Below are 21,694 nucleotides of genomic sequence, written 5' to 3'. Positions count from 1 at the left end.
CAAAAATAAGAATTAATTAGCATTAGAACGGATAATTTATTCCAAAATTTAAAACCGAGTGCCCAAAATTGTATTCTTTAAACCATCTATCTCCTTTGTCATGCGAGGGATTATAGGTCTTAAAGCCTAAATCTAAACGAATAACAAAAAAGCTTAAATCGTATCGTAAACCGAATCCTGTACCCAAAGCAATTTCTTCTAAATCGTTTAAGTTGTCAAATTTTGCTTTAGGATCTACGACATTATCGAGCACATTCCAGATATTTCCGGCGTCTGCAAAGAGAGCTCCTTTCACATCTCCAAAAATTTTGAAGCGATATTCGATACTTGCTGCAATTTTCATATTTGCTTCATTAAAGTCATTTACAGCATTTGTACTTCCCGGTCCTAAAGCATAAGGTTGCCAAGCACGGTTGTCATTTGAACCTCCGGCATAATAACTTCGTGAAAACGGAATGTAATTTGAATTTCCAAACGGAACCGCAATTCCGAAGAAGCTTCTAACAGCCAAAACTTTTTCTTTTCCAAAGTCCCAGTGTTTGATGTAATCAAATTCAGTTTTAACATATTCTGAGTATTCTAGGTTGAAAATCTCATAATTACCTCTTGAATTTTTTTGAAGGTTTCCAATTTCAGAGACTAGAGACAATAAAGTTCCCGCTGATTCTATTTTTGTTCTAAATTGATAGAAGTTGTTATCTGCTAAATCTTTTTTAGTTGTTTTGGTAAAAGAGAAACTTGTTGCTAGAATGAAATCATTTTCAGTTAAACGAACTCTTCTTTCTTCAATACTTTCAACTTCTTGGTATTGAGAGTCTGAAGGTGTTAGAGCAGTTTGGCCTGTTAATACGTCATTCGTAAATCCTGTTGTCCCTTTAGGTATTGTCAGATCTTTTCTTGCTTGTTCTTCTGTTGTTTCTCCCCAGTTGCCAGGGTTAACATTGTAGTCTTTTCCAATTCCATTCAAATCATCATAAGAAGAAGTGTAAACTCTAAAATAGTTGTCTGGATTTAAGTTGCGGACAAACTGTGCATTCAATAATTCCAGTTTCGCAGTATTATGGCGTTTTGGACTCCAGTTATACGAGATACCTCCTGTGAAGTTTTCTTTATCAAGACCAATATTTCTCTGTTTGGAAAAACCAGAAGATATTGAGGTATATGGAATCATGCTTTTCGGAATGATTTTTTCGGTTCCAAAAGGCAGTAAAATTCTCGGAAAATTCAATTTCATATCTAGACCATATTCCGAAACGTTAAAGAAGTTGTTGTTCGGATTGGCCATGTCTCTAGATGAACCAACATTTAGACGTGCTGAAATTTCAAGAGTTTCTGCTCGATTAAATACGTTTCGAATCGTTTCAGAAATGCTGGCTCCAATTCCGAAATCCTGAATATTAGAGTGCGTTACGTCAAGAGTAGCCCCAAAACTGTATTTTTTTCTTGGAGTCAAATAAACATTAGCAATAAGAGATTGAGCTGTCGAATCTCTCTTGTCTACTTCGTATTGAATAGAAGGATAGTTGAAAATCCTCAAATTGTTTAAAGAGCGAGAAGAAAGGGTGGTTCTAAAATCGGCAAAAGTGCTTCCTTTTGTAATGAAAATAGCGTCGGTAATAGCGCGTGGTCTGTATTTTAATCCTTTGTAACTGTAAAGGTTAAAATTGTTGTATGTTACGCTATCTGTTGGTTTTTTCTTAGCATTGGTAGCAGAATAATCAGTGTAAATATTTACATCACTAATTTTGTATAGTTTAAAAGGCTCTGTACGGCTCGAATCTTTTTCCTGAATAGTATTGTTGTTAATAATTAAACTCACATCGGCTTTTGCTTTTTTGCCAATGGTATCAATGTCAAAAGTTACATAAGTAGGCTGAAAATAATAAGCTCCGTGATTTCTAAAGTAGGTTGTAATACGGTTTTTCTCTTCTTCAAAATCGGTAGTTTTATATTGATTTCCAGATTTTAATAAAGAAGGTTCATTGTTTGTTCTGTATAAAGAGTCTAACGCAGGAGTCATTATTTTGGTTCTAATAGTGTCCAATTTATAAGCTGGTCCTGTAGTGATGTTATAATTAATTTCGGCTCTTTTTACTCCAATCGTGTCGATTGTATAATCGGTATGAACATTGAAAAAACCATTGTTAAAATAATAGTATTTTAAACGCAATAATGATTTTCTGGTTTTTGAAGTGTCAATTATTACAGGCGGTTCACCAGTGCTTTTTAAAAACTCATGAATTCCTTTGTAATAAAAAGATTGTCCAAGGCGATCTACTTGTTTTGCAGAGAGTATTTTAGACATACGCTCATATTTTCCAGGATTATTTTTAAATTTTGCCTGATAAGTAGAATCTGGATTTAAATTGGCTAAATTGTATAAATTTAATCGAAGTTTATAACCTAATAATTTACCATTTGGTTTTTGGTACATTTGGTTAGAAGCTGTTTCGTCATTTGTAGATTTTCCGTTAACTAAAATATTATTTTTTACAAGAAGGTTTTTTCCATCGGGAACTCTTTTTACGGCATTACAAGCGCAAATTAATATTGCAATTAGAAGAAATGCTATTATTTTTGTGGAATTATTTTTCAAGTGTTTTTTAATATTTAATTCAAAAGTACATTATTTTATGGTTAGTAAAAACCAAATAAAGCTTATCTCTAGTTTACATCAAAAAAAGCAGCGTCTTGCTAGTCAATTATTCTTTGCTGAAGGAGTAAAAGTAATTCAAGAATTGCTGCAATCCAATTTTGAATTAGAACATTTATACACCACATTGAATGATTTTGAAACGGTACAGGCTTCAAAACGAACTCTTATTAATGACCAAGAACTGAAAAAAATAAGTGCTTTGTCGACTCCGAATTCTTGTTTGGCAGTTTTTAAAATTCCAGCTCCCAAAAAGACAATCGATTCGGGCTTAATTTTAGCATTAGACGACATTAGAGATCCTGGAAATCTAGGAACTATTTTGCGTTTATGCGATTGGTTTGGTATTAAGCAGATTATTTGTTCTAAAGAAACGGTAGATATTTATAATCCGAAAGTGGTACAAGCTACAATGGGGTCAATTGCCAGAGTAAATGTAAGCTATGTTGATTTAAAACTTTTTCTTGCTCAAACTAAACTGCCAGTTTTTGGAACTTTTATGGACGGAGAAAATATTTATCAATCCAAATTACCTCAGGATGGAATCATTATTATGGGTAATGAAGCCAATGGGATTTCAGAAGAAATTGAAAAAATAGTAACCAGTCGCCTAACAATTCCTAGATTTGGAGAGCTTCAAAAAACCGAAAGTTTAAATGTAGCTACTGCAACAGCAATTATTCTTAGTGAATTTAAACGAAATAGTTGATATTTTGTTTTAATGAAAAGTGAAATTTATTAAAATTGCTCTAGATTTCATCGAATCGATATTTCCAGTCCAAGGGCTGTCTGGAGTTTTATCTCTAATAAGTTCATCTGTGATTCCGAACATTCCTCTAACAGAAGGAGAAAAAATAAAGTATTCGGTAAAAATATCAATTCCTAAACCTAACTCGTAAGCAGCGGTCCATTGTTTTACTCTAAATTTTTGCTCAAAGTTATCATCTTGAGACTTCGCATTACTAGATAAATTTAAAGTTGTAGACATACCGCCAACCAAGTACGGACGTATGTTTCCTGTGCGCAAGGCAGAAAATTTCAATAATAAAGGAAAGTGAATATAAGTACTATTTACTTCTCTTAAATAGTCGTTTTCTGTAGTTCCTACGCCAGGAAAAAACAAATCACGTTTAGTGTAATACAAACCTGGTTCAAAACGAAGATTAATGTATTCCTGAAGTCTTAAATCGGCTACGACACCAACATTAAAACCAGTAGTTTTTTTTACTTGAATATCTTCCTGTACAGGAGTTTTGTAGTCAAATTTAAAGTCAAAACTATTAAAACCTAGATAATAGCCAAAATAGACACGCTGTTTTTGCCAGTTTTCAAGATTAATGATAGGGTCTTTGCTAAACATGTTTTTAGCAAATTGAGAATGTCCTTTTGTCGTTAAGACTAATAAAAATAAGATTACAACTTTTTTCATACTATTTTTTAGATGCAGAATAAATTGTTGCGACACCAAAAGTTTGGGGCATTGCCACAACATCTATAAACCCAGTTTTTCTCAAAATATTGTTTAAGGCTTCGCCATAAGGAAAAGCGGCAGCAGACTCAGACAAATAGCCATAGGCATCATTATCTTTAGAGAATAATTTACCAATTAATGGAAGTATATTTTTGCTGTAAAAATTATAACCTTGTTTATAAGGAAATTTATCTGGAACAGAAGTCTCTAATATAACAAATACTCCATTTGGTTTTAAGACTCTTAAGATTTCTGCAAAACCTTTTTCTAGGTTTTCAAAATTTCTCACACCGAAGCCAACCGTAATAGCATCAAAGTAATTGTCCTCAAAAGGCATATTTTCAGAATCGCCTAAAACTAGTTCAATAATATTAGATAGATTTTTTTCTTCAACTTTCTTTTTACCAACTTCTAGCATTCCAGCAGAGATATCTAGGCCAATAATTTTTTCAGCATTAGTCTTTGCCATTAAAATGGCTAAGTCACCAGTACCTGTTGCGATATCCAGAATAACTTTTGGTTTTTTGTCTGAAACAATTTTTAATACTTTTTTGCGCCATTTAACGTCAATTCCAAATGAAATTACACGATTCAAATTATCGTAATTCCCAGAAATGGTGTCAAACATTTGGGTTACTTGCTCTTTTTTACCTAAGGTAGAGTCTTTATACGGAGTTACTTTTTCAGACATTTTTTTTATTTAGGCAAATATAAACAATCTAGTTTAACTGTAATTGAGTTTTTTAATTTGTCAAATAAATGTTTTGGAGTGTTTATTTTAAAACAGAATAAAATGGTATTTCTGCTATCCCTAAATCTAGGTATTTTGTCAAAATCCCTAAATCACGGTATTGTCTAATAGGCCTATTATGGCCAACTTTGTCAAAGTAAAAATGATTAAAGTTAATGATTGATAATGTCGCAATGACTTAAACAAATGGTTGCTTTTTTTGCGCTGGTAATTTCATTTGTTCATGAAAGAGTTTTGTAAGTATTGTTCTTTGGGGGGAAATACTATATTAAGTGCAAAGTACGTTCTTAGGATTAAATTTGTTTTTGGAAATTTTAATTTTCTGCCTTTAATATCTTAGTGGTATTTGTTATTAAAGGCCTTTTGAGATTTAGGTCTCAAACAACATTAAATGTTATTCAGTTTTACGAATGTTTCTCAACATTTGTGATTTTTTTTAAACAAAAATTTTTTCTTGAGCGAGTTAAGCTTCATGTCAATTATTTAAAAACATCCTCCGTTAAAAGAGGATGTTTTTTATTTATTTTCTAATGTAAGTTTCATAAGTGTAATCATAAAGATGTTTTTCATCTTTGTAGTTTTCTTCAGATTCGACCAAAGTCCACTCACTTTTATTGATTTTAGGAAAAAAGGCATCTGCTTCAAAAGAATGATGAACCTTAGTTAATTCAATAATGTCGGTAAACGGAAGGGCTAAATTGTAAATTTCTCCACCACCTATAACATAGCTATCATCATTTTCAGGACATATTGCAATGGCTTTTTCAATACTATCTACTACGATGCATCCTTCTGGTTTGTAATTTTCTTGGCGAGAAATTACAACATGAACGCGGTCAGGTAATGGTTTTGGGAAACTTTCAAAAGTTTTTCTTCCCATAATAATATGATGACCTGTAGTTAGTGATTTAAACCTTTTAAAGTCATTTGGCAAATGCCATACTAATTCGTTATTTTTTCCAAGCGCATTATTTTCGGCTGCAGCCGCTATCATTATAATCATGGTATGCCTAACTAAATTTTATTTTCATTTTCTTCATTAATAGAAGATTCGAGCTGACTGATTCGTTTTTGCTGTAAAGCAACCAATCGATCAATTTGTTCTCTTTCCCATTTTTTATTCATAAAACGGTCAGTTATGTACACTTTTATAAAATGCAGAATAAAAATGAAAAGCCAGATTGTAATTCCCCAAATACACCAGTTTTGGGTTGTGCCCTCGCCAAAACCAAAAAATTTGTTCGCAATAAATAGAAATAAACTTCCTAGAAGGAAAAGAACAAAATGAAAATATAAGATTTTTTTTTGTCTTAATCGGCGTCTAGCGTATTCGTATTGTTCGTGTACTTCTTTTTCCATAAGATAAAAATGAGATTATAAAGTTAAAATTTATTTTCGAAAGTCCATATTTTGGATTAGGAATATTTGTTTTTAAAAATTATAAGAATTTGAAAAACAAAATTTTAACCACTTTAAATTACAGATATAGCGAAAATAATATGCAGTTTTTGGCATTATCATAAATCGGTTCTGAGGTTAGTTAGTGTTTCGTTGAATTTAAGTAATTTTAGATGTATAAATCTAAAAACGAAATAGTTATGTCTTTGAAAAAACAATTTATCAAAACGAAGCCGGTTGTTAAAGTTACATTTTCAATAGATGCCAAAGATGCTGATTCGGCAGCGGTGGTTGGAGATTTTAATAACTGGAATGCCTCAGAAGGAACTTTAAGCAAGTTAAAAAACGGAACGTTTAAAGCAACTTACGATTTGGTGAAAGATGCGATTTACGAATTTAAGTATGTAATCGACGGAAATTATGTTAATGATCCTGAAGCCGATTTTTACAAATGGAACGATTATGCCGGAAGTGAAAATGGAGTTTTAGTTGTATAAAAAAATCCGCTTAAATTTTTAAGCGGATTTTTTTATAATTATACAGCAACACTTCCTTTTATAGCTGGATGCGGATCGTAATCTACAAGTGTGAAATCATTATAATCAAAATCAAAAATGTTTTTAATCTCCGGATTTAAAATCATTTTGGGTAATGGTTTTGGTTCTCTAGAAAGTTGTAATTCCAATTGCTCAAAGTGATTGTTATAAATGTGTGCATCACCAAAAGTATGAATAAATTCGCCTGCTTCTAAATCGCATACTTGTGCAATCATCATGGTTAGCAATGCATAAGAAGCAATATTAAAAGGAACTCCCAAAAAGATATCAGCACTTCGCTGATACAATTGGCAAGATAATTTTCCTTTTGTTTCGCCTTTTTCAGGATCTGGGCTTGCTACATAAAACTGAAAAAAGGCATGGCATGGAGGTAATGCTGCTTTGTTATTGGCAACATTCTCTTCAAAAGACTTTTTAGTATCTGGCAAAACCGATGGGTTCCAAGCAGAAACCAACATTCTTCTGCTATTCGGATTTGTTTTTAATTCTTTAATTAATTCAGAAATCTGATCTATTTCCTCACTATTCCAATTACGCCATTGATGACCATAAACAGGTCCTAAATCGCCATTAGAATCTGCCCATTCATCCCAGATTTTGACTCCGTTTTCTTGAAGGTATTTTACGTTTGTATCGCCTTTTAAAAACCAAAGCAATTCGTAAATGATGGATTTTAAATGCAGTTTTTTAGTTGTAACCATTGGGAAACCTTCACTTAAATCAAAACGCATTTGGTAACCGAAAACACTTTTTGTTCCAGTTCCAGTTCGGTCTCCTTTTTGATTGCCGTTTTCTAAAACGTGTTTTACTAAATCTAAGTATTGTTTCATGTTTTGTGTATTCGGTTATTCGTTTAACTGTTTAATCGATTTAACGAATAAACAAATCAACGATTAAACATATATTTATCTTCGAGAGATTTCGTCTCTAATTTTTGCTGCTTTTTCGTAATCTTCTTGAGAAACGGCTTGATCTAAAAGCTCGTTTAATTCCTGTAAAGAATGTTTTGCGTAAACATCTCCAGATTGGTTGCTTTCTTCTTCGTGTCCGAAAGTTTCAGGATTTGAAAGAACATCATCTATTTCCTGAGCTCCAGAATCTGTTTCAGCAGTATTTGATTTTAGATAAATACCAGCTTTATCTAAAATGTTTTTATAAGTAAAAATAGGGGCATTAAAGCGCAATGCCAAAGCAATAGCATCAGACGTTCTTGCGTCGATAATTTCTTCGATTTTGTCTCTTTCGCAAATTAAGCTAGAGTAGAAAACACCATCAACTAATTTATGAATGATGACTTGCTTTACTACAATATCAAATCTTTCGGCAAAATTTTTGAATAAATCGTGAGTTAAAGGACGTGGAGGTTTTATTTCTTTTTCTAAAGCAATAGCGATTGACTGGGCTTCAAAAGCGCCAATAACAATGGGTAATTTTCTTTCGCCATCAACTTCATTCAAAATTAAGGCATAAGCGCCATTTTGAGTTTGACTGTATGAAATTCCTTTTATGGATAATTTTACTAGACTCATATATGTTTGTAAAAAAGGTACTTAGCACCTTATTTTAATGCTTTTTTGGTTTGAAAAATAAAGCTGCAATTTTAATCAAAAAATATGGAACAAAAAAGCTGCCTATAAACAAAGATACAACATCTTGTTTTTAGGCAGCAAAAAATTTAAAGAGAATTCTTTGTGTTAAGAATGCTGAGCTTTAAAAGCTTTTAATTTCTCTGTTAATTGTGGTACAATTTCAAAAGCATCTCCAACTACACCATAATCTGCAACTTTAAAGAAAGGTGCTTCAGGGTCGTTATTGATAACCACTTTTACTTTAGATGAGTTAATACCTGCAATATGCTGAATAGCTCCAGAAATACCGATTGCAATATATAAGTTTGTTGCAACTGGTTTTCCTGTTTGTCCAACGTGCTCGCTATGAGGTCTCCACCCTAAATCTGAAACTGGTTTAGAACATGCGGTTGCACCACCAAGTACGGCAGCAAGATCTTCTACTAATCCCCAGTTTTCTGGACCTTTTAATCCACGTCCGCCAGAAACTACGATATCCGCGTCAGCGATAGAAACTTTTCCAGAAACTTTTTCTACAGATTCTACTTTTACACCAAAATCATTGTCTCCAATTGTTGGATTGAAATCTTCTGCTGTAGCTGCTCCTGCGCTTTCAAAAAGACCATGAGAGTTTTTAGCTAAACCAAGCACTTTTACGTCTGTACTGATTTCTGTAATATTGAAAGCTTTGTTTGAGAAAGCATTTCTTTTTACTTGAAATGGAGAAGTGCTAACAGGCAATCCAACTACATTTGAAGCAAAACCAGCATTTAAAGCAACCGCCACTAGTGGTGAAAGATAAATACTGTCTGTTGTAGAAGAAAGCAATACTACTTTTGTTTCTTCTTTCTCAGCAGCTTGTTTGATAACATCAGCGTAAGCTTTTGCATTAAAACCGGCTAATTTATCATTACTTACTTTTAGAACTTTATCAACTCCGTATTTGCCTAATTCGCTCACATCGCTAATGTTTACAGTCAAAGCTGTAACAGTTGTTCCTAATGATTCAGCTACTTTTTTAGCATAAGAAGCTAATTCGAAAGCAACTTTTTTAAATTTTCCTTCTGCAGATTCTGCATATATTAATATTGACATAACAATTTTAGATTTTAGATTTTAGATTTTAGATTTCAGATTTTTAAAAATTGAAATCTAAAATGATTATTGATTTTAGATTTGAAGTGAATCAAATGTTGAGTTTTAGATTTCGTTTGCATCAGCAATCTAAAATCTAAACTCTACAATCTTAAATCACTTTAGCCTCGTTGTGTAATAAATTGATTAACTCATCTAAATTATCTGCAGAAACTAATTTTACTGCCGATTTTGGAGCTGGTTTCTCAAATTTCACTGCTTTTGTATTTACAGCAGCATCAACTGGCTCAAGAATAGTAAGAGCCTTAGTTCTTGCTGTCATAATTCCTCTCATGTTCGGGATACGTAAATCTTTTTCTTCAACAAGACCTTTTTGACCTCCAATGATTAAAGGAAGAGTCGTGCTTACTGTTTCTTTTCCACCGTCGATTTCACGAACAGCTTTTACATTATTTCCGTCAACAGTTAAAGAAGTGCAAGAGTTTAAGAAATTAGAACCTAAAATACCAGCGATCATTCCAGGAACCATTCCTCCATTATAATCTAAAGATTCTTTACCAGCAATTACTAAGTCGTAACCACCGTTTTTGATAACTTCTGCCAATTGTTTTGCAACAAAAAAACCATCAGTAGGGTTTGCATTAACACGAATTGCTTCGTTTGCTCCAATTGCCAAAGCTTTACGTAAAGTTGGTTCAGTATCAGGACCTCCGACGTTTACAACCGTTACATTTGCGCCTTGTTGTTCTTGGAACCAGATAGCACGTGTAAGACCGAATTCGTCGTTAGGGTTAATTACATATTGTACGCCATTGGTGTCAAATTCTGAGTCACCGTTGGTGAAGTTGATTTTTGAAGTAGTATCAGGCACATGGCTGATGCAAACTAGTATTTTCATAAGTATATATTTTGAATTTATAATATGCTTTTACAAATTTAGAATTTAATTTGGAATAATTATACTATGCACGCATAATATTTTTCAAAACTATTACGATTTCGAAGATTGTGCAATTTTGTGGGATTTTCATCGTAATCCAAAAATGAAATGATAGTCATTTTGTCTGATTGTTAGGAATTTTGCAATGGCTGATGGTTGGAAAGCGAATTAAATTTGTCTTATAAATACTATTTTTTGGTTTTCTGCGTTATGATGAATGAATTTTGGAGAGATAAGAATTAAACAAATCCATAAAAGTTTGTCTGAAAAATATTTTGAGGAGATTAAGTGTGATTTATACGTTATTATATCGATTTCGTAATTATCACAATAAAGATTAAAAAGTTAAAACAAGAGAACAGATAGAAGTTCATGCGATTTTAAATTCAATTTATGCTTTTAAGTTATTTAAAATATTTATTTTTGCTCTTCAGAAAATTCAACATACAATATAAAATATGAGAACAATACAATTTAGAGAGGCCATTTGCGAAGCGATGAGTGAAGAAATGCGTCGCGATGAATCCATATATTTAATGGGAGAAGAGGTTGCAGAATACAATGGAGCTTACAAAGCTTCTAAAGGAATGCTTGCTGAGTTTGGTGAAAAGAGAGTAATTGATACTCCAATCGCTGAGCTTGGATTTTCAGGAATTGCAGTAGGTTCTGCAATGAATGGAAACCGTCCTATTGTAGAATATATGACATTCAACTTCTGTTTAGTTGGTATTGATCAAATTATAAATAACGCTGCTAAAATGCGTCAAATGACAGGAGGACAGTTTAATGTGCCTATCGTTTTCCGCGGACCAACAGCTTCTGCAGGTCAATTAGGAGCTACTCACTCACAAGCTTTAGAAAACTGGTTTGCTAATACTCCAGGTCTTAAAGTTGTTGTTCCTTCAACTCCTTACGATGCAAAAGGACTTTTGAAATCTGCTATCCGTGATAACGATCCAGTTATTTTCATGGAATCTGAGCAAATGTACGGTGACAAAGGTGAAGTGCCAGACGGAGAATACACAATTCCTCTAGGTGTTGCTGATGTTAAACGTGAAGGAACAGATGTAACGATTGTTTCTTTCGGAAAAATCATCAAAGAAGCTTTTATCGCTGCTGATGAATTAGCGAAAGAAGGTATCTCTTGTGAGATCATCGATTTAAGAACAGTTCGTCCAATGGACAAAGATGCAATCTTAAAATCAGTTAAAAAAACAAACCGTTTAGTAATTCTTGAGGAAGCTTGGCCAGTTGCCAGCCTTTCTTCTGAAATATCTTATATCGTACAAGAACAAGCGTTTGATTTCCTTGATGCGCCAATTCAACGTATTACAACTGCAGATACTCCTGCACCGTATTCTCCAGTACTGCTTAAAGACTGGTTGCCAAATGCAGGTGATGTAGTAAAAGCAGTAAAAAAAGTATTATATAAATAATACAAATACATAATACTCATAAAACTTCATCAGACAAACATGGATTGGTGAAGTTTTTTTTTACTTTATAATGAACAAATTAACTCTACTTCTCTTATATTTTTTATTTGCATTTGCGAATGTTGCTACTGCACAAACTAAGGTGAGTGGAGTTGTTTTGGATAAATCAAACCAGCCAATACCTTTTGCAAATGTTGTATTTAAAGGTTCTAATATCGGAATTGTGTCTAATGAAGACGGACGTTTTTATTTAGAATCGCCAAATACGTATACGGCACTTATGGTTACTTCGGCAGGATTTTCAGATAAAGAAGTTCCTTTAGAAAAAGCAGTTAATTATAATTTCAAAATTGTTTTAGGCGAAGCCGAAGCGCTAAATGAAGTTGTAATTTATACGGGTAAAACTTCTAAAAAGAACAATCCCGCATTGGATATTTTAAGAAAAATCTGGGAAAGAAAACGTAAAAACGGACTTTATCAGTTTAATCAATATCAAATGCAGAAGTATGAAAAAGTAGAGTTTGACATGAACACTATTGATAGTGCATTCATGAAAAACAAGCTTTTTAAAGGAATGGAGTTTATCTTCAATCATGTTGATACTTCAGATGTTACAGGAAAAACGTATCTGCCAATTTTTATCAATGAATCTGTTTATGATGTTTACGGTGATAATAAATTAAAGAAAGTAAAAGAAAATATAACAGGAAATAAAATGTCTGGTTTTAATGGAAATCAGCAGATTCTATCCTTTGTAAAAGACCTTTATTCAGAGTATAATATTTATGATAATCACCTTAAATTTTTTGATAAAAGTTTTACAAGCCCACTTTCAAGAACAGGAATTGATGTTTACAATTATGTCTTAAAAGACAGTGCATTTGTAGATAAAAAATGGTGTTATAATATTGTCTTTTATCCTAGACGTAAAAACGAATTAACTTTTAAAGGAGATTTTTGGGTTAACGATACCACTTTTGCGATCAAAAAAATTAATATGGGCGTAACCAAAAGTGCCAATATTAACTGGGTGAAAGATATTTATATCGAACAGGAATTTGATGTGCAAAACGATTCAATTTTCCTTTTGACGCGTGATTATATGATGTCCGATTTTGCTTTAAATAAAAAAGAAAAATCAAAAGGAGTTTACGGTAAAAGAACAACTTTATATCGCAATCATAAATTCAATATTCAGAAACCCGAGAAGTTTTACAAAGAAGAAGTCAATTTTATTGATAATGCAGTTTATGATCGACCGCCTGAATTCTGGGACGAAAATCGTTTTGAAAAATTAAATAAAGACGAGCAGGGAATTTATAAAATGCTCGATACATTACAAACGGTCAAGAGATTTAAGCAGTTGTATAATCTCGTCTCCATTTTAGGAAGTGGTTATGTTGAGTTTAAAAACTTCGATTACGGACCAATTTTTTCAACTTTTGGATATAATGAAGTCGAAGGTTTAAGGTTGAGAGTGGGAGGAAGGACCTATTTTGGACCAAATGATCCTTGGCGTATTCAAGCCTATACAGCTTACGGATTTGATGATAATAAATTCAAATACGGAGTTTCTGGAAAATGGATGGTTGACAAGAAAAACCGTGTTATTATCTCTGGAGGAAATAGGCGGGATATTGAACAAATTGGTGCAAGCTTAACCACAACAAATGATGTTTTAGGGCGAAGTTTTGCTTCTTCTGCGTTGTTTACAACGGGAAGTAATGGTAAGCTGACCAATATTAATCTGAGTAATGTTTCTGTTGAAATGGAGGCTAAAAAGAACTTTATAGTTCAGGCTGGTTTCTCTTATCGAACATTAGAATCGGCATCAAAAACATTTAGTTTAGATTATTATTCGACTTTACCAACTCCTGAAAATCCAGCTGGAGTTATTGAAAATGCAGTAAAACAATCTGAAGCAAATATTCAATTTGAATATATGCCTAACCGTAAAACTATTGGTTATGGTGTTGAAAGAGATTTAGTTGATAGCCCTTTTAGTCATTTCTTTGTGAATTTTAGTTATGGTTTAAAAGGAGTTTTTGACAGTGATTTTGCTTACGAAAAAATTCAAGTTTTCTACAGACAGCCAATCATTATTGGACCTTTAGGAAGAAGTAATATTACAGTTGAGACAGGAAAAACATTTGGTACAATTCCGTTAGGTTTGATGAGTGTAATTCCGGGTAACCAGACTTATTTTACAATCGAGAATACATTCAGTAACTTGAATTTCTACGAATTCGTTACGGATCAATATACGACCCTGCAGTGGAATCATGATTTTGGAGGAAGATTATTCGCAAGAGTTCCTTTTATGAGAAAACTGAATTGGAGAGAGTTTGTTGGAGTAAGAGCGGTTCACGGAACAATTTCTGATGCCAACCGCGCGATTAATGCCTCTGGATTGCCTTATAATGCTCCAGAAAAAGTGTATTATGAATATCATGCAGGAATTGGAAATATATTTAAAGTTTTCCGAATTGATTTTTCTTGGAGAGGAAATTATTTAGATATGCCAGATGCTCACAAATTTGCAGTAAAAGGATCTTTTGGATTTTATTTCTAGTTGTATTTAGGGGCAAAGGCTCAAAGTTACAGAGTCGCAAAGGTTTAAAATCTTTGCGGCTTTTTTTGTGATGAAAAAAACTTAGCGCCTTTGCGCCTTTGCGAGAACTAATTTCATTTTTCTTATTTTTGATTTACTTTCAAAATCCAAAACAATGCAAGAAGCCATTGATTTTCTTTCATCTAAAAATCCAATATTTCTTGAAATAATAGAAAAATACGGATTGCCTCCAATTCCCAAACGTCCACCAGGTTTTGAAACTTTGGTTTTGCTTATACTCGAACAGCAGGTTTCTATTGATTCGGCGAAAGCCACATTTTTAAAAATTAAAGCTTACAAAACTTGCAATCCTGAAAACATGGCCGAATTGCCTGATGAAGAATTTAGAAATCTAGGAGTAAGCCGTCAGAAAACAAAATACATCAAAATCTTAGCGGAAGCAGTTTTAAACAAAGAATTAGATATTGAAAGTTTAGCCTCAAAACCTGCAAAACAAGTTCGCGAAGAACTCATTAAATTAAAAGGAATCGGTAATTGGACAATCGATATTTATTTAATGTTTTGTCTGGAAGAGCCTGATTTGATTCCGCTTGGCGATATTGCAGTAATCAATACCATCAAAGAATTGCTTAATATTCACGATAAACAGGAAATGGAAATCCATGCAGAACAATGGAGTCCGTATCGATCTTATGCGACTTATTTGCTTTGGCATTATTACCTGAAGAAGAGAAATCGAAAGATTACCTATTAAATGCTTGTTTTTTAAACTCTAATGGCGATAATTTAACCTTGTTTTTTGTTGTAGAACTAGATTCTTTAGTTATTTTTGCAACCGAAATTATAGAAATAATAAAAAACGAAAATGACCGCAGACAAATTAACGACTTTCGATGTATTAATCGAAATACCAAGAGGAAGCAGAAATAAATATGAGTACGATTTTGAAATCAAAAGAATGCGTTTTGACAGAATGTTATTCTCTTCAATGATGTACCCAGCAGATTACGGATTTATTCCAGAAACTTTAGCTTTAGACGGTGATCCTCTTGATGTATTAGTTTTGGTAAACGAACCAACTTTCCCTGGATGTGTTATGGAAGTTAAGCCAATCGGTGTATTCCACATGGCAGATGATAAAGGACCAGACGAGAAAATTATTTGTGTACCAGTTTCAGATCCAATTTGGAATTCATTAAATGATCTTTCTGATATTAACCCACACTTAGTAAAAGAAATCGAGCATTTTTTCCAAGTTTACAAAGATCTTGAAAACAAAAAAGTAGACGTTGAAGGATGGGGAGATGTTAAAGAAGCTTATGATATTATCGCAGAGTGTACAAAGCGTTTTGATGACATTGAAAATAAACCGGCAGGATTATTTAGTATTAAATAATTTTAACCGCATTCTAATATAAAAAAAGCAATACTACCGTCAGGAGTATTGCTTTTTTGTTTAAATTCGTTTTAGTTAGATTGTTGACTATTAACCAAAACCATTAAAATATTATGAATGCATTTATGATTTACCTGCCCATTGTAATGGCAGTTTTAGGATTACTTTTCATGGGAATAAAAAGGACTTGGGTTTTAAAACAAGATGCTGGAGACGGTAAGATGAAAGAGATTTCAGATTACATCTACGAAGGAGCCTTAGCCTTTCTAAAAGCCGAATATAAACTATTAACCATTTTTGTAATTATTGCCAGTTTAGCTTTGGCAGGAATTACTTTTATTCCGGGAGTAAAAACACATTTATTAATCGTAATAGCATTTATTTTTGGTGCTTTATTTTCAGCTTATGCTGGAAATATCGGAATGAAAATAGCAACTAAAACAAACGTTAGAACCACCCAAGCGGCGCGTACTAGTTTACCGCAAGCTTTAAAAGTTTCTTTTGGCGGTGGAACTGTCATGGGGCTTGGCGTTGCTGGTCTAGCTGTTTTGGGTTTAACATCCTTTTTTATCATTTTCTTTCATTTATTTTCTGACGGAGTTTGGAAAGATACAGATACCATGACAGTTGTCTTGGAAACTTTAGCAGGATTTTCATTAGGAGCAGAATCAATAGCTTTGTTTGCCCGTGTTGGGGGTGGAATCTATACTAAAGCTGCCGATGTTGGAGCCGATTTAGTTGGTAAAGTAGAAGCGGGAATTCCAGAAGATGATCCTCGTAATCCCGCTACAATTGCAGATAACGTGGGAGATAACGTGGGGGACGTTGCAGGTATGGGAGCCGATTTATTTGGGTCTTATGTAGCAACAGTCCTTGCTGCAATGGTATTAGGAAATTATGTTATAAAAGATATGGGCGGAAGTATTAATGATGCTTTCGGCGGAATCGGCCCAATTTTACTTCCAATGGCAATTGCTGGTTTTGGAATTATATTTTCCATTATAGGAACACTTTTAGTGAAAATCTCAGATGATAATGCCAAAGAAGCACAAGTTCAAAAAGCTTTAAATGTAGGAAACTGGGTTTCGATTGTTTTAACAGCTGTGGCTTGTTTCTTCTTGGTACAGCACATGCTTCCAGAAACGATGCAGATGAGTTTCTTTGGAGAAGGATCAAAAGCTATTTCGTCAATGCGTGTTTTCTACGCTACATTGGTAGGATTAGTTGTTGGTGGAGCTATTTCTTCAGTGACAGAATATTATACAGGATTAGGGACAAAACCCGTTTTGGCAATTGTTCAAAAATCATCTACAGGAGCAGGAACAAACGTAATTGCTGGTTTAGCAACAGGTATGATTTCGACTTTCCCAACGGTATTGTTGTTTGCTGTGGCAATTTGGATCTCGTATGCTTTAGCAGGATTTTATGGAGTAGCTTTGGCGGCTTCAGCCATGATGGCGACAACTGCCATGCAATTAGCAATTGATGCTTTCGGACCTATCTCTGATAATGCTGGAGGAATTGCCGAAATGAGCGAATTGCCAAAAGAAGTTCGTACCAGAACCGATATTTTAGACTCAGTTGGAAATACAACAGCAGCGACAGGAAAAGGATTTGCTATTGCTTCTGCGGCCTTAACTTCATTGGCTTTATTTGCAGCCTATGTAACTTTTACAGGAATAGACGGAATCAATATTTTTAAAGCTCCAGTTTTGGCCATGTTATTTGTCGGCGGAATGATACCAGTGGTTTTCTCTGCTTTAGCAATGAATTCTGTTGGAAAAGCGGCAATGGATATGGTGTACGAAGTTCGTCGCCAGTTCAAAGAAATTCCTGGAATTATGGAAGGAACTGGAAAACCAGAATACGGTAAATGTGTTGAAATTTCTACAAAAGCTGCTTTAAGAGAAATGATGCTTCCAGGGATTTTAACGATTGGTTTCCCAATTTTAATTGTTCTTATAGGAAAGTTAGTTTACTCAGACAACAATCAGTTAATTGCTGAAATGTTAGGAGGATATATGGCAGGAGTTACGGTTTCTGGAGTACTTTGGGCAGTTTTCCAAAATAACGCAGGAGGTGCTTGGGACAATGCGAAGAAATCTTTTGAAGCAGGAGTTATGATCAACGGAGAAATGACTTATAAAGGTTCTGATGCTCATAAAGCTGCCGTAACAGGAGATACAGTTGGAGATCCATTTAAGGATACTTCTGGGCCTTCTATGAATATCTTAATTAAATTAACTTGTTTGATTGGATTGGTAATCGCTCCAATTTTAGGCGAAGGTCACGCGCCATCAGATATTGCTGCAAAAGCTTCTTGCTGTGCAAAAGCAGAAATGCATGCAGGAATTTCTAAATGTGGAGATATGTCTGGAATGACAAAAGAAGAATGTATTAAAATGTGTAAAGAAAAAGGTTGTTCTGAAGAAGAAACAGCTAAATGTTTAGCTCATTTTGATGCGAAAGGAAAATACTCTCATACAGAAAGCCAATCGGTTCGTGTTGAGGTTAAAAATATAAACGGAAAAACTACAGGAACTGTTACTAAAACAGAAAATGGTAAAACAACAACTGAAGTTTTTGAAGGAACTGAAGAAGAAGTTCTAGCAAAAGTTGAAGCTGCAAAATAATAATCTATCTGAGAGGTTTTGAAACCTGCCAGAATAATCAAAAAAAGTCTCTCAAATTATTCGAGAGACTTTTCCTTTTAATAAAGTCTTACAATCGTTTTATTCTAAGTGTAAAATATAGGTTTCCTTTAAAATATTTTTTTTGAAATCTTTCGAAAACTCTTTTTTATAAAGCGCATTGTGATTTTCAGGAGCTCTATTTTTAGGTATTCCTGAAAGTGCAATTAGTAGATACCAAACTGCTATAGTGAGAAAAGAAAGAATTATAGTTGAAACAAAATTTATCAATGCAATCAGCCAGTTTGTTTTATTAAGAGACTTTGGATTTTTGGAAAGGACATACCATTGAAAGCAAAAATTCATGAATAAAAGTAAAGGTAGAATGGGATACAGATTATCGAGTTTTCTGTCAATCATTAAAGCGCCGATAATGAATATTATAATATTTAGCAAGAGACCACTCGAGATGATTTTTATTTTAAACATAATCTTTTTTAAGTATAAAGATCACGATTTAATTATTTAAAGTAGTATTTTAATTGTTAAATTTGGAAAAAATATTCTATTTTTTCTAATGCAGGATTTTATATTACAAACCAATAATAAGGTAATTCTGAAATTTTAAAAAATAAAAAAGCCTCTTGAATTTTAAGAGGCTTTTGTGTTTTTATGTGAATTTGTATTTTAAAACAATCCGTTCAATTCAGCATCAATTCTATTAATGATATCACCCAAATCTTCAGGGTTGTCAACAAAATTGATATTATCAACATCAATAATCAAGAGTTTTCCTTTAGTGTAAGTCTGGATCCAAGCTTCGTATCTTTCGTTCAAACGGCTTAAATAATCGATCGAAATAGAGTTTTCATATTCGCGTCCGCGTTTATGAATTTGTCCCACTAAATTCGGAATAGAACTTCTTAAATAAATCAATAAATCTGGAGCTTTAACCAAAGATTCCATCAATTCAAACAAAGATGTGTAATTTTCAAAATCACGACTCGTCATTAATCCCATTGCATATAAGTTGGGAGCAAAGATGTGAGCATCTTCATAAATCGTTCTGTCCTGAATGATTCTTTTTCCGCTTTCGCGAATTTGCTGCACTTGACGGAAACGGCTATTTAGGAAATAAATCTGAAGATTAAATGACCAGCGCTCCATTTGATGGTAGAAATCATCCAAGTACGGATTATCAACAACATCTTCATAATGAGGTTCCCATTTGAAGTGTTTCGCCAATAATTTGGTCAGAGTGGTTTTTCCTGCGCCTATGTTTCCTGCTATTGCTATGTGCATTACGGTGTTACGATTTTATAATTTGATATATCTGTAGCTGTAAAAATAGATAAAATTTGGTCTTTGTAATAAAAATTGTCAAAGGTTTTTTCTAAAATTTTAATCTCAGAAATTACCTCTGGATTCGACTTATTAATACCTTTAAAGTACAGTAAACGATTCTTGCTGAAAAGATATTGCGAAGGACTAATTATAACAATTTTATCAAAATCTGCTATTGGGCCTAATGAAGTTATTTTTCCAAAAATATCACAAGAATACCCGTTGTTTTTTTTATCAATCCAATAGAAAGTATTAAAATCGGTTTGATAATATTGAATTGATTCAGTCAACGGAATTGAAACCGTTTTATATTCATTTTTTAAATAATCAAAAAGTCCAATTTGCTGATTTAAAGTGTTGTAAATCCATAACTGGTTTTGCGTTGACATTCCGATGGCACTTACTACAATTGGCGCTGCATTTTGCGAAAAGTTAATTTCGGTCATTTTATTCAATTGATTGTCTAATAAAACGACACTGTTGAAATCTTCATAAAATAAAACAATTTTTAACGGATTTTGAAGATCGACTTTTGTTATTTTTCCCAAAGAAACATTCTTATATTCGAAGATTTCTTTTCCTTTAATTTTGCTAAAAACGTTGTTCGTAATCTGATAGGAATATCCAAACGAATCGTATCCTAAAAATTCATCAGCAGTGCTTTTATACTGCGAAATTAAAGTTGGATTTATGCTCAAATCCTGAGCTGAAACCGCATGAAAAGTGCAGAAAAGAAATACGGAAAATAAAATTTTTTGCACGTTTCTATACATTAGAAAATTAATTTACAAGAGCACCAAATTACAAAAAACTCTCCTTAAAATTTCAATTTGGAGTCTTAAACCTTTTTAAAATCTAATAGTCTAAAAAATAAGCGGTTCTATCTATACCTTAATGCCGTTTATATATTTAGTTTTTTGAATTTTAAAATAAGTAATACATTTGAATGTAAGCTTTATCGGATTTACTCACTTAAAGAAAATGAAATGAAAAAGATATTTTTTTATATGACTTTACTGCTTGTTTCTGCACAAATTCAAGCGCAAAAAGATTTTCAAGGAATGGCTGTTTATGAGTCAAAAACACAGGCTCCAAAATTTGAAGGCATGCGCGGCAATAGAGATATTACTCCAGAAATGCAGAAAAACATGGAGGAGCGTATGAAAAAGATGCTCGAAAAAACATTCATTTTAAATTTCGATAAAGCAGTATCGATTTATAAAGAAGAAGAAAAACTAGAAGCCCCAGGTCAGCAGCAAGGCGGTTTTCGCATGATGTTTGGGTCGCTTACAGGTGGAGGCGGTACTTTTTATAAAGATGTAAAAACAAAAACGTATACAGTTGATAAAGAGTTTATGGGTAAAGAATTTCTTGTGATTGATTCGCTGCCAAAATTAGACTGGAAACTGGAGCAAGAAACCAAGCAAATTGGAGGCTACAATTGTTATAAAGCAACAGCGGTAAAACAAGCTAGCAAAACCGATTTTAGAAACTTCAGACCTAAAAAGGATGACGATAAAAAAGACGAGACTAAAAAGACTTCGGGAGATACCAAAACGAATTTTGCTGATAACTTCGAAATTCCAAAAGAAATTGTAGTAACAGCTTGGTATACACCTGAAATTCCTATAAATCAAGGGCCAGAAAATTACTGGGGACTTCCTGGTTTAATTTTAGAAATTAACGACGGAACCACTACAATTTTGTGTTCGAAGATCGTTTTGAATGCTAAAGAGAAAGTGGAAATAAAACCTTCTAAAAAAGGAAAAGTAATTTCTCAAAAAGAATACGATGAAACGGTAATTAAAAAAATGGAAGAATTTAGGGAGATGAACCGTGGTCGAGCTGGTGGACCTCCTCCAATGGGAAGATAAAATTTATAA

The 21,694-nt window shown here is 33.2% G+C and carries 20 protein-coding genes; 8 read left to right on the top strand and 12 right to left on the bottom strand.

Going from position 1 to position 21,694, the window contains the following annotated elements:
* Positions 1–22: 22 nt before the first annotated feature.
* Positions 23–2,596 carry a translocation and assembly module lipoprotein TamL gene (gene tamL / locus AC3Y25_RS01010; protein ID WP_489901447.1) on the bottom strand — a complete coding sequence of 858 codons (2,574 nt, stop codon included), beginning with the start codon at positions 2,594–2,596 and terminating at the stop codon, positions 23–25.
* A gap of 37 nt (positions 2,597–2,633) precedes the next feature.
* Between tamL and AC3Y25_RS01005 the strand changes: the two genes are divergently transcribed.
* On the top strand, positions 2,634–3,362 hold the full coding sequence (locus AC3Y25_RS01005) for an RNA methyltransferase (RefSeq protein ID WP_489901446.1): 729 nt from the start codon (positions 2,634–2,636) through the stop codon (positions 3,360–3,362).
* 9 nt (positions 3,363–3,371) lie between these two features.
* Here the strand turns inward: AC3Y25_RS01005 and porT are convergent, their stop codons facing one another.
* From porT to AC3Y25_RS00985, 4 genes are all read right to left on the bottom strand, one after another.
* Complete coding sequence (gene porT / locus AC3Y25_RS01000; protein ID WP_095928096.1) at positions 3,372–4,082, bottom strand: type IX secretion/gliding motility protein PorT/SprT; 711 nt, start codon at positions 4,080–4,082, stop codon at positions 3,372–3,374.
* Position 4,083: 1 nt separating this feature from the next.
* Positions 4,084–4,815 (bottom strand): bifunctional demethylmenaquinone methyltransferase/2-methoxy-6-polyprenyl-1,4-benzoquinol methylase UbiE, encoded by a 732-nt coding sequence (gene ubiE, locus AC3Y25_RS00995; protein WP_095928095.1) that lies wholly within the window; start codon positions 4,813–4,815, stop codon positions 4,084–4,086.
* A gap of 580 nt (positions 4,816–5,395) precedes the next feature.
* Positions 5,396–5,878 (bottom strand): dihydrofolate reductase, encoded by a 483-nt coding sequence (locus AC3Y25_RS00990; protein WP_095928094.1) that lies wholly within the window; start codon positions 5,876–5,878, stop codon positions 5,396–5,398.
* A gap of 11 nt (positions 5,879–5,889) precedes the next feature.
* Entirely contained in the window at positions 5,890–6,234 is a 345-nt protein-coding gene (locus AC3Y25_RS00985) for a 2TM domain-containing protein (RefSeq protein WP_427871926.1), read from the bottom strand.
* Positions 6,235–6,473: 239 nt separating this feature from the next.
* Here AC3Y25_RS00985 and AC3Y25_RS00980 point away from each other — a divergent pair, with 239 nt between their 5' ends.
* On the top strand, positions 6,474–6,770 hold the full coding sequence (locus tag AC3Y25_RS00980; RefSeq protein ID WP_095928206.1) for an isoamylase early set domain-containing protein: 297 nt from the start codon (positions 6,474–6,476) through the stop codon (positions 6,768–6,770).
* A 38-nt stretch (positions 6,771–6,808) separates the two neighbouring features.
* On the opposite strand, the gene AC3Y25_RS00975 is transcribed toward AC3Y25_RS00980, so the two are convergent.
* The 4 genes from AC3Y25_RS00975 to AC3Y25_RS00960 all read right to left on the bottom strand — a co-directional run bounded on the left by AC3Y25_RS00975 (position 6,809) and on the right by AC3Y25_RS00960 (position 10,391).
* Positions 6,809–7,660 carry a thymidylate synthase gene (locus AC3Y25_RS00975; protein ID WP_095928092.1) on the bottom strand — a complete coding sequence of 284 codons (852 nt, stop codon included), beginning with the start codon at positions 7,658–7,660 and terminating at the stop codon, positions 6,809–6,811.
* Positions 7,661–7,735: 75 nt separating this feature from the next.
* On the bottom strand, positions 7,736–8,359 hold the full coding sequence (locus tag AC3Y25_RS00970) for a bifunctional nuclease family protein (protein ID WP_008466556.1): 624 nt from the start codon (positions 8,357–8,359) through the stop codon (positions 7,736–7,738).
* A 165-nt stretch (positions 8,360–8,524) separates the two neighbouring features.
* Positions 8,525–9,493 (bottom strand): electron transfer flavoprotein subunit alpha/FixB family protein, encoded by a 969-nt coding sequence (locus AC3Y25_RS00965; protein WP_489901445.1) that lies wholly within the window; start codon positions 9,491–9,493, stop codon positions 8,525–8,527.
* A gap of 151 nt (positions 9,494–9,644) precedes the next feature.
* The gene (locus AC3Y25_RS00960) at positions 9,645–10,391 is read right to left on the bottom strand and encodes an electron transfer flavoprotein subunit beta/FixA family protein (protein WP_095928090.1); all 747 of its coding nucleotides are present in this window, start codon (positions 10,389–10,391) and stop codon (positions 9,645–9,647) included.
* Between the two features lie 500 nt (positions 10,392–10,891).
* On the opposite strand from AC3Y25_RS00960, the gene AC3Y25_RS00955 reads away from it, so the two are divergent.
* The 5 genes from AC3Y25_RS00955 to AC3Y25_RS00935 all read left to right on the top strand — a co-directional run bounded on the left by AC3Y25_RS00955 (position 10,892) and on the right by AC3Y25_RS00935 (position 18,470).
* Entirely contained in the window at positions 10,892–11,869 is a 978-nt protein-coding gene (locus AC3Y25_RS00955) for a pyruvate dehydrogenase complex E1 component subunit beta (protein WP_008466560.1), read from the top strand.
* Between the two features lie 70 nt (positions 11,870–11,939).
* Positions 11,940–14,441 (top strand): DUF5686 family protein, encoded by a 2,502-nt coding sequence (locus AC3Y25_RS00950; RefSeq protein ID WP_489901444.1) that lies wholly within the window; start codon positions 11,940–11,942, stop codon positions 14,439–14,441.
* A gap of 154 nt (positions 14,442–14,595) precedes the next feature.
* Complete coding sequence (locus AC3Y25_RS00945; protein WP_489901443.1) at positions 14,596–15,195, top strand: DNA-3-methyladenine glycosylase family protein; 600 nt, start codon at positions 14,596–14,598, stop codon at positions 15,193–15,195.
* 111 nt (positions 15,196–15,306) lie between these two features.
* A complete protein-coding gene (locus tag AC3Y25_RS00940) occupies positions 15,307–15,837 on the top strand; it encodes an inorganic diphosphatase (protein WP_111288276.1) in 531 nt (176 codons plus the stop codon).
* A gap of 113 nt (positions 15,838–15,950) precedes the next feature.
* Positions 15,951–18,470 carry a sodium-translocating pyrophosphatase gene (locus tag AC3Y25_RS00935; protein WP_489901442.1) on the top strand — a complete coding sequence of 840 codons (2,520 nt, stop codon included), beginning with the start codon at positions 15,951–15,953 and terminating at the stop codon, positions 18,468–18,470.
* A gap of 99 nt (positions 18,471–18,569) precedes the next feature.
* On the opposite strand, the gene AC3Y25_RS00930 is transcribed toward AC3Y25_RS00935, so the two are convergent.
* From AC3Y25_RS00930 to AC3Y25_RS00920, 3 genes are all read right to left on the bottom strand, one after another.
* Positions 18,570–18,956 carry a hypothetical protein gene (locus tag AC3Y25_RS00930; RefSeq protein ID WP_489901441.1) on the bottom strand — a complete coding sequence of 129 codons (387 nt, stop codon included), beginning with the start codon at positions 18,954–18,956 and terminating at the stop codon, positions 18,570–18,572.
* A gap of 198 nt (positions 18,957–19,154) precedes the next feature.
* Positions 19,155–19,769, bottom strand: a complete 615-nt coding sequence (locus tag AC3Y25_RS00925; RefSeq protein WP_095928085.1) for a deoxynucleoside kinase — start codon at positions 19,767–19,769, stop codon at positions 19,155–19,157.
* A complete protein-coding gene (locus AC3Y25_RS00920) occupies positions 19,769–20,584 on the bottom strand; it encodes a hypothetical protein (protein ID WP_489901440.1) in 816 nt (271 codons plus the stop codon). Before AC3Y25_RS00920 ends, AC3Y25_RS00925 begins: the two co-directional genes overlap by 1 nt.
* Positions 20,585–20,797: 213 nt before the next feature.
* Between AC3Y25_RS00920 and AC3Y25_RS00915 the strand changes: the two genes are divergently transcribed.
* A complete protein-coding gene (locus tag AC3Y25_RS00915; protein WP_489901439.1) occupies positions 20,798–21,685 on the top strand; it encodes a GLPGLI family protein in 888 nt (295 codons plus the stop codon).
* Positions 21,686–21,694: the final 9 nt, after the last annotated feature.

The organism is Flavobacterium sp. LK-23 (genome assembly GCF_058135255.1).
This window is presented reverse-complemented; position numbering and strand designations above follow the sequence as displayed.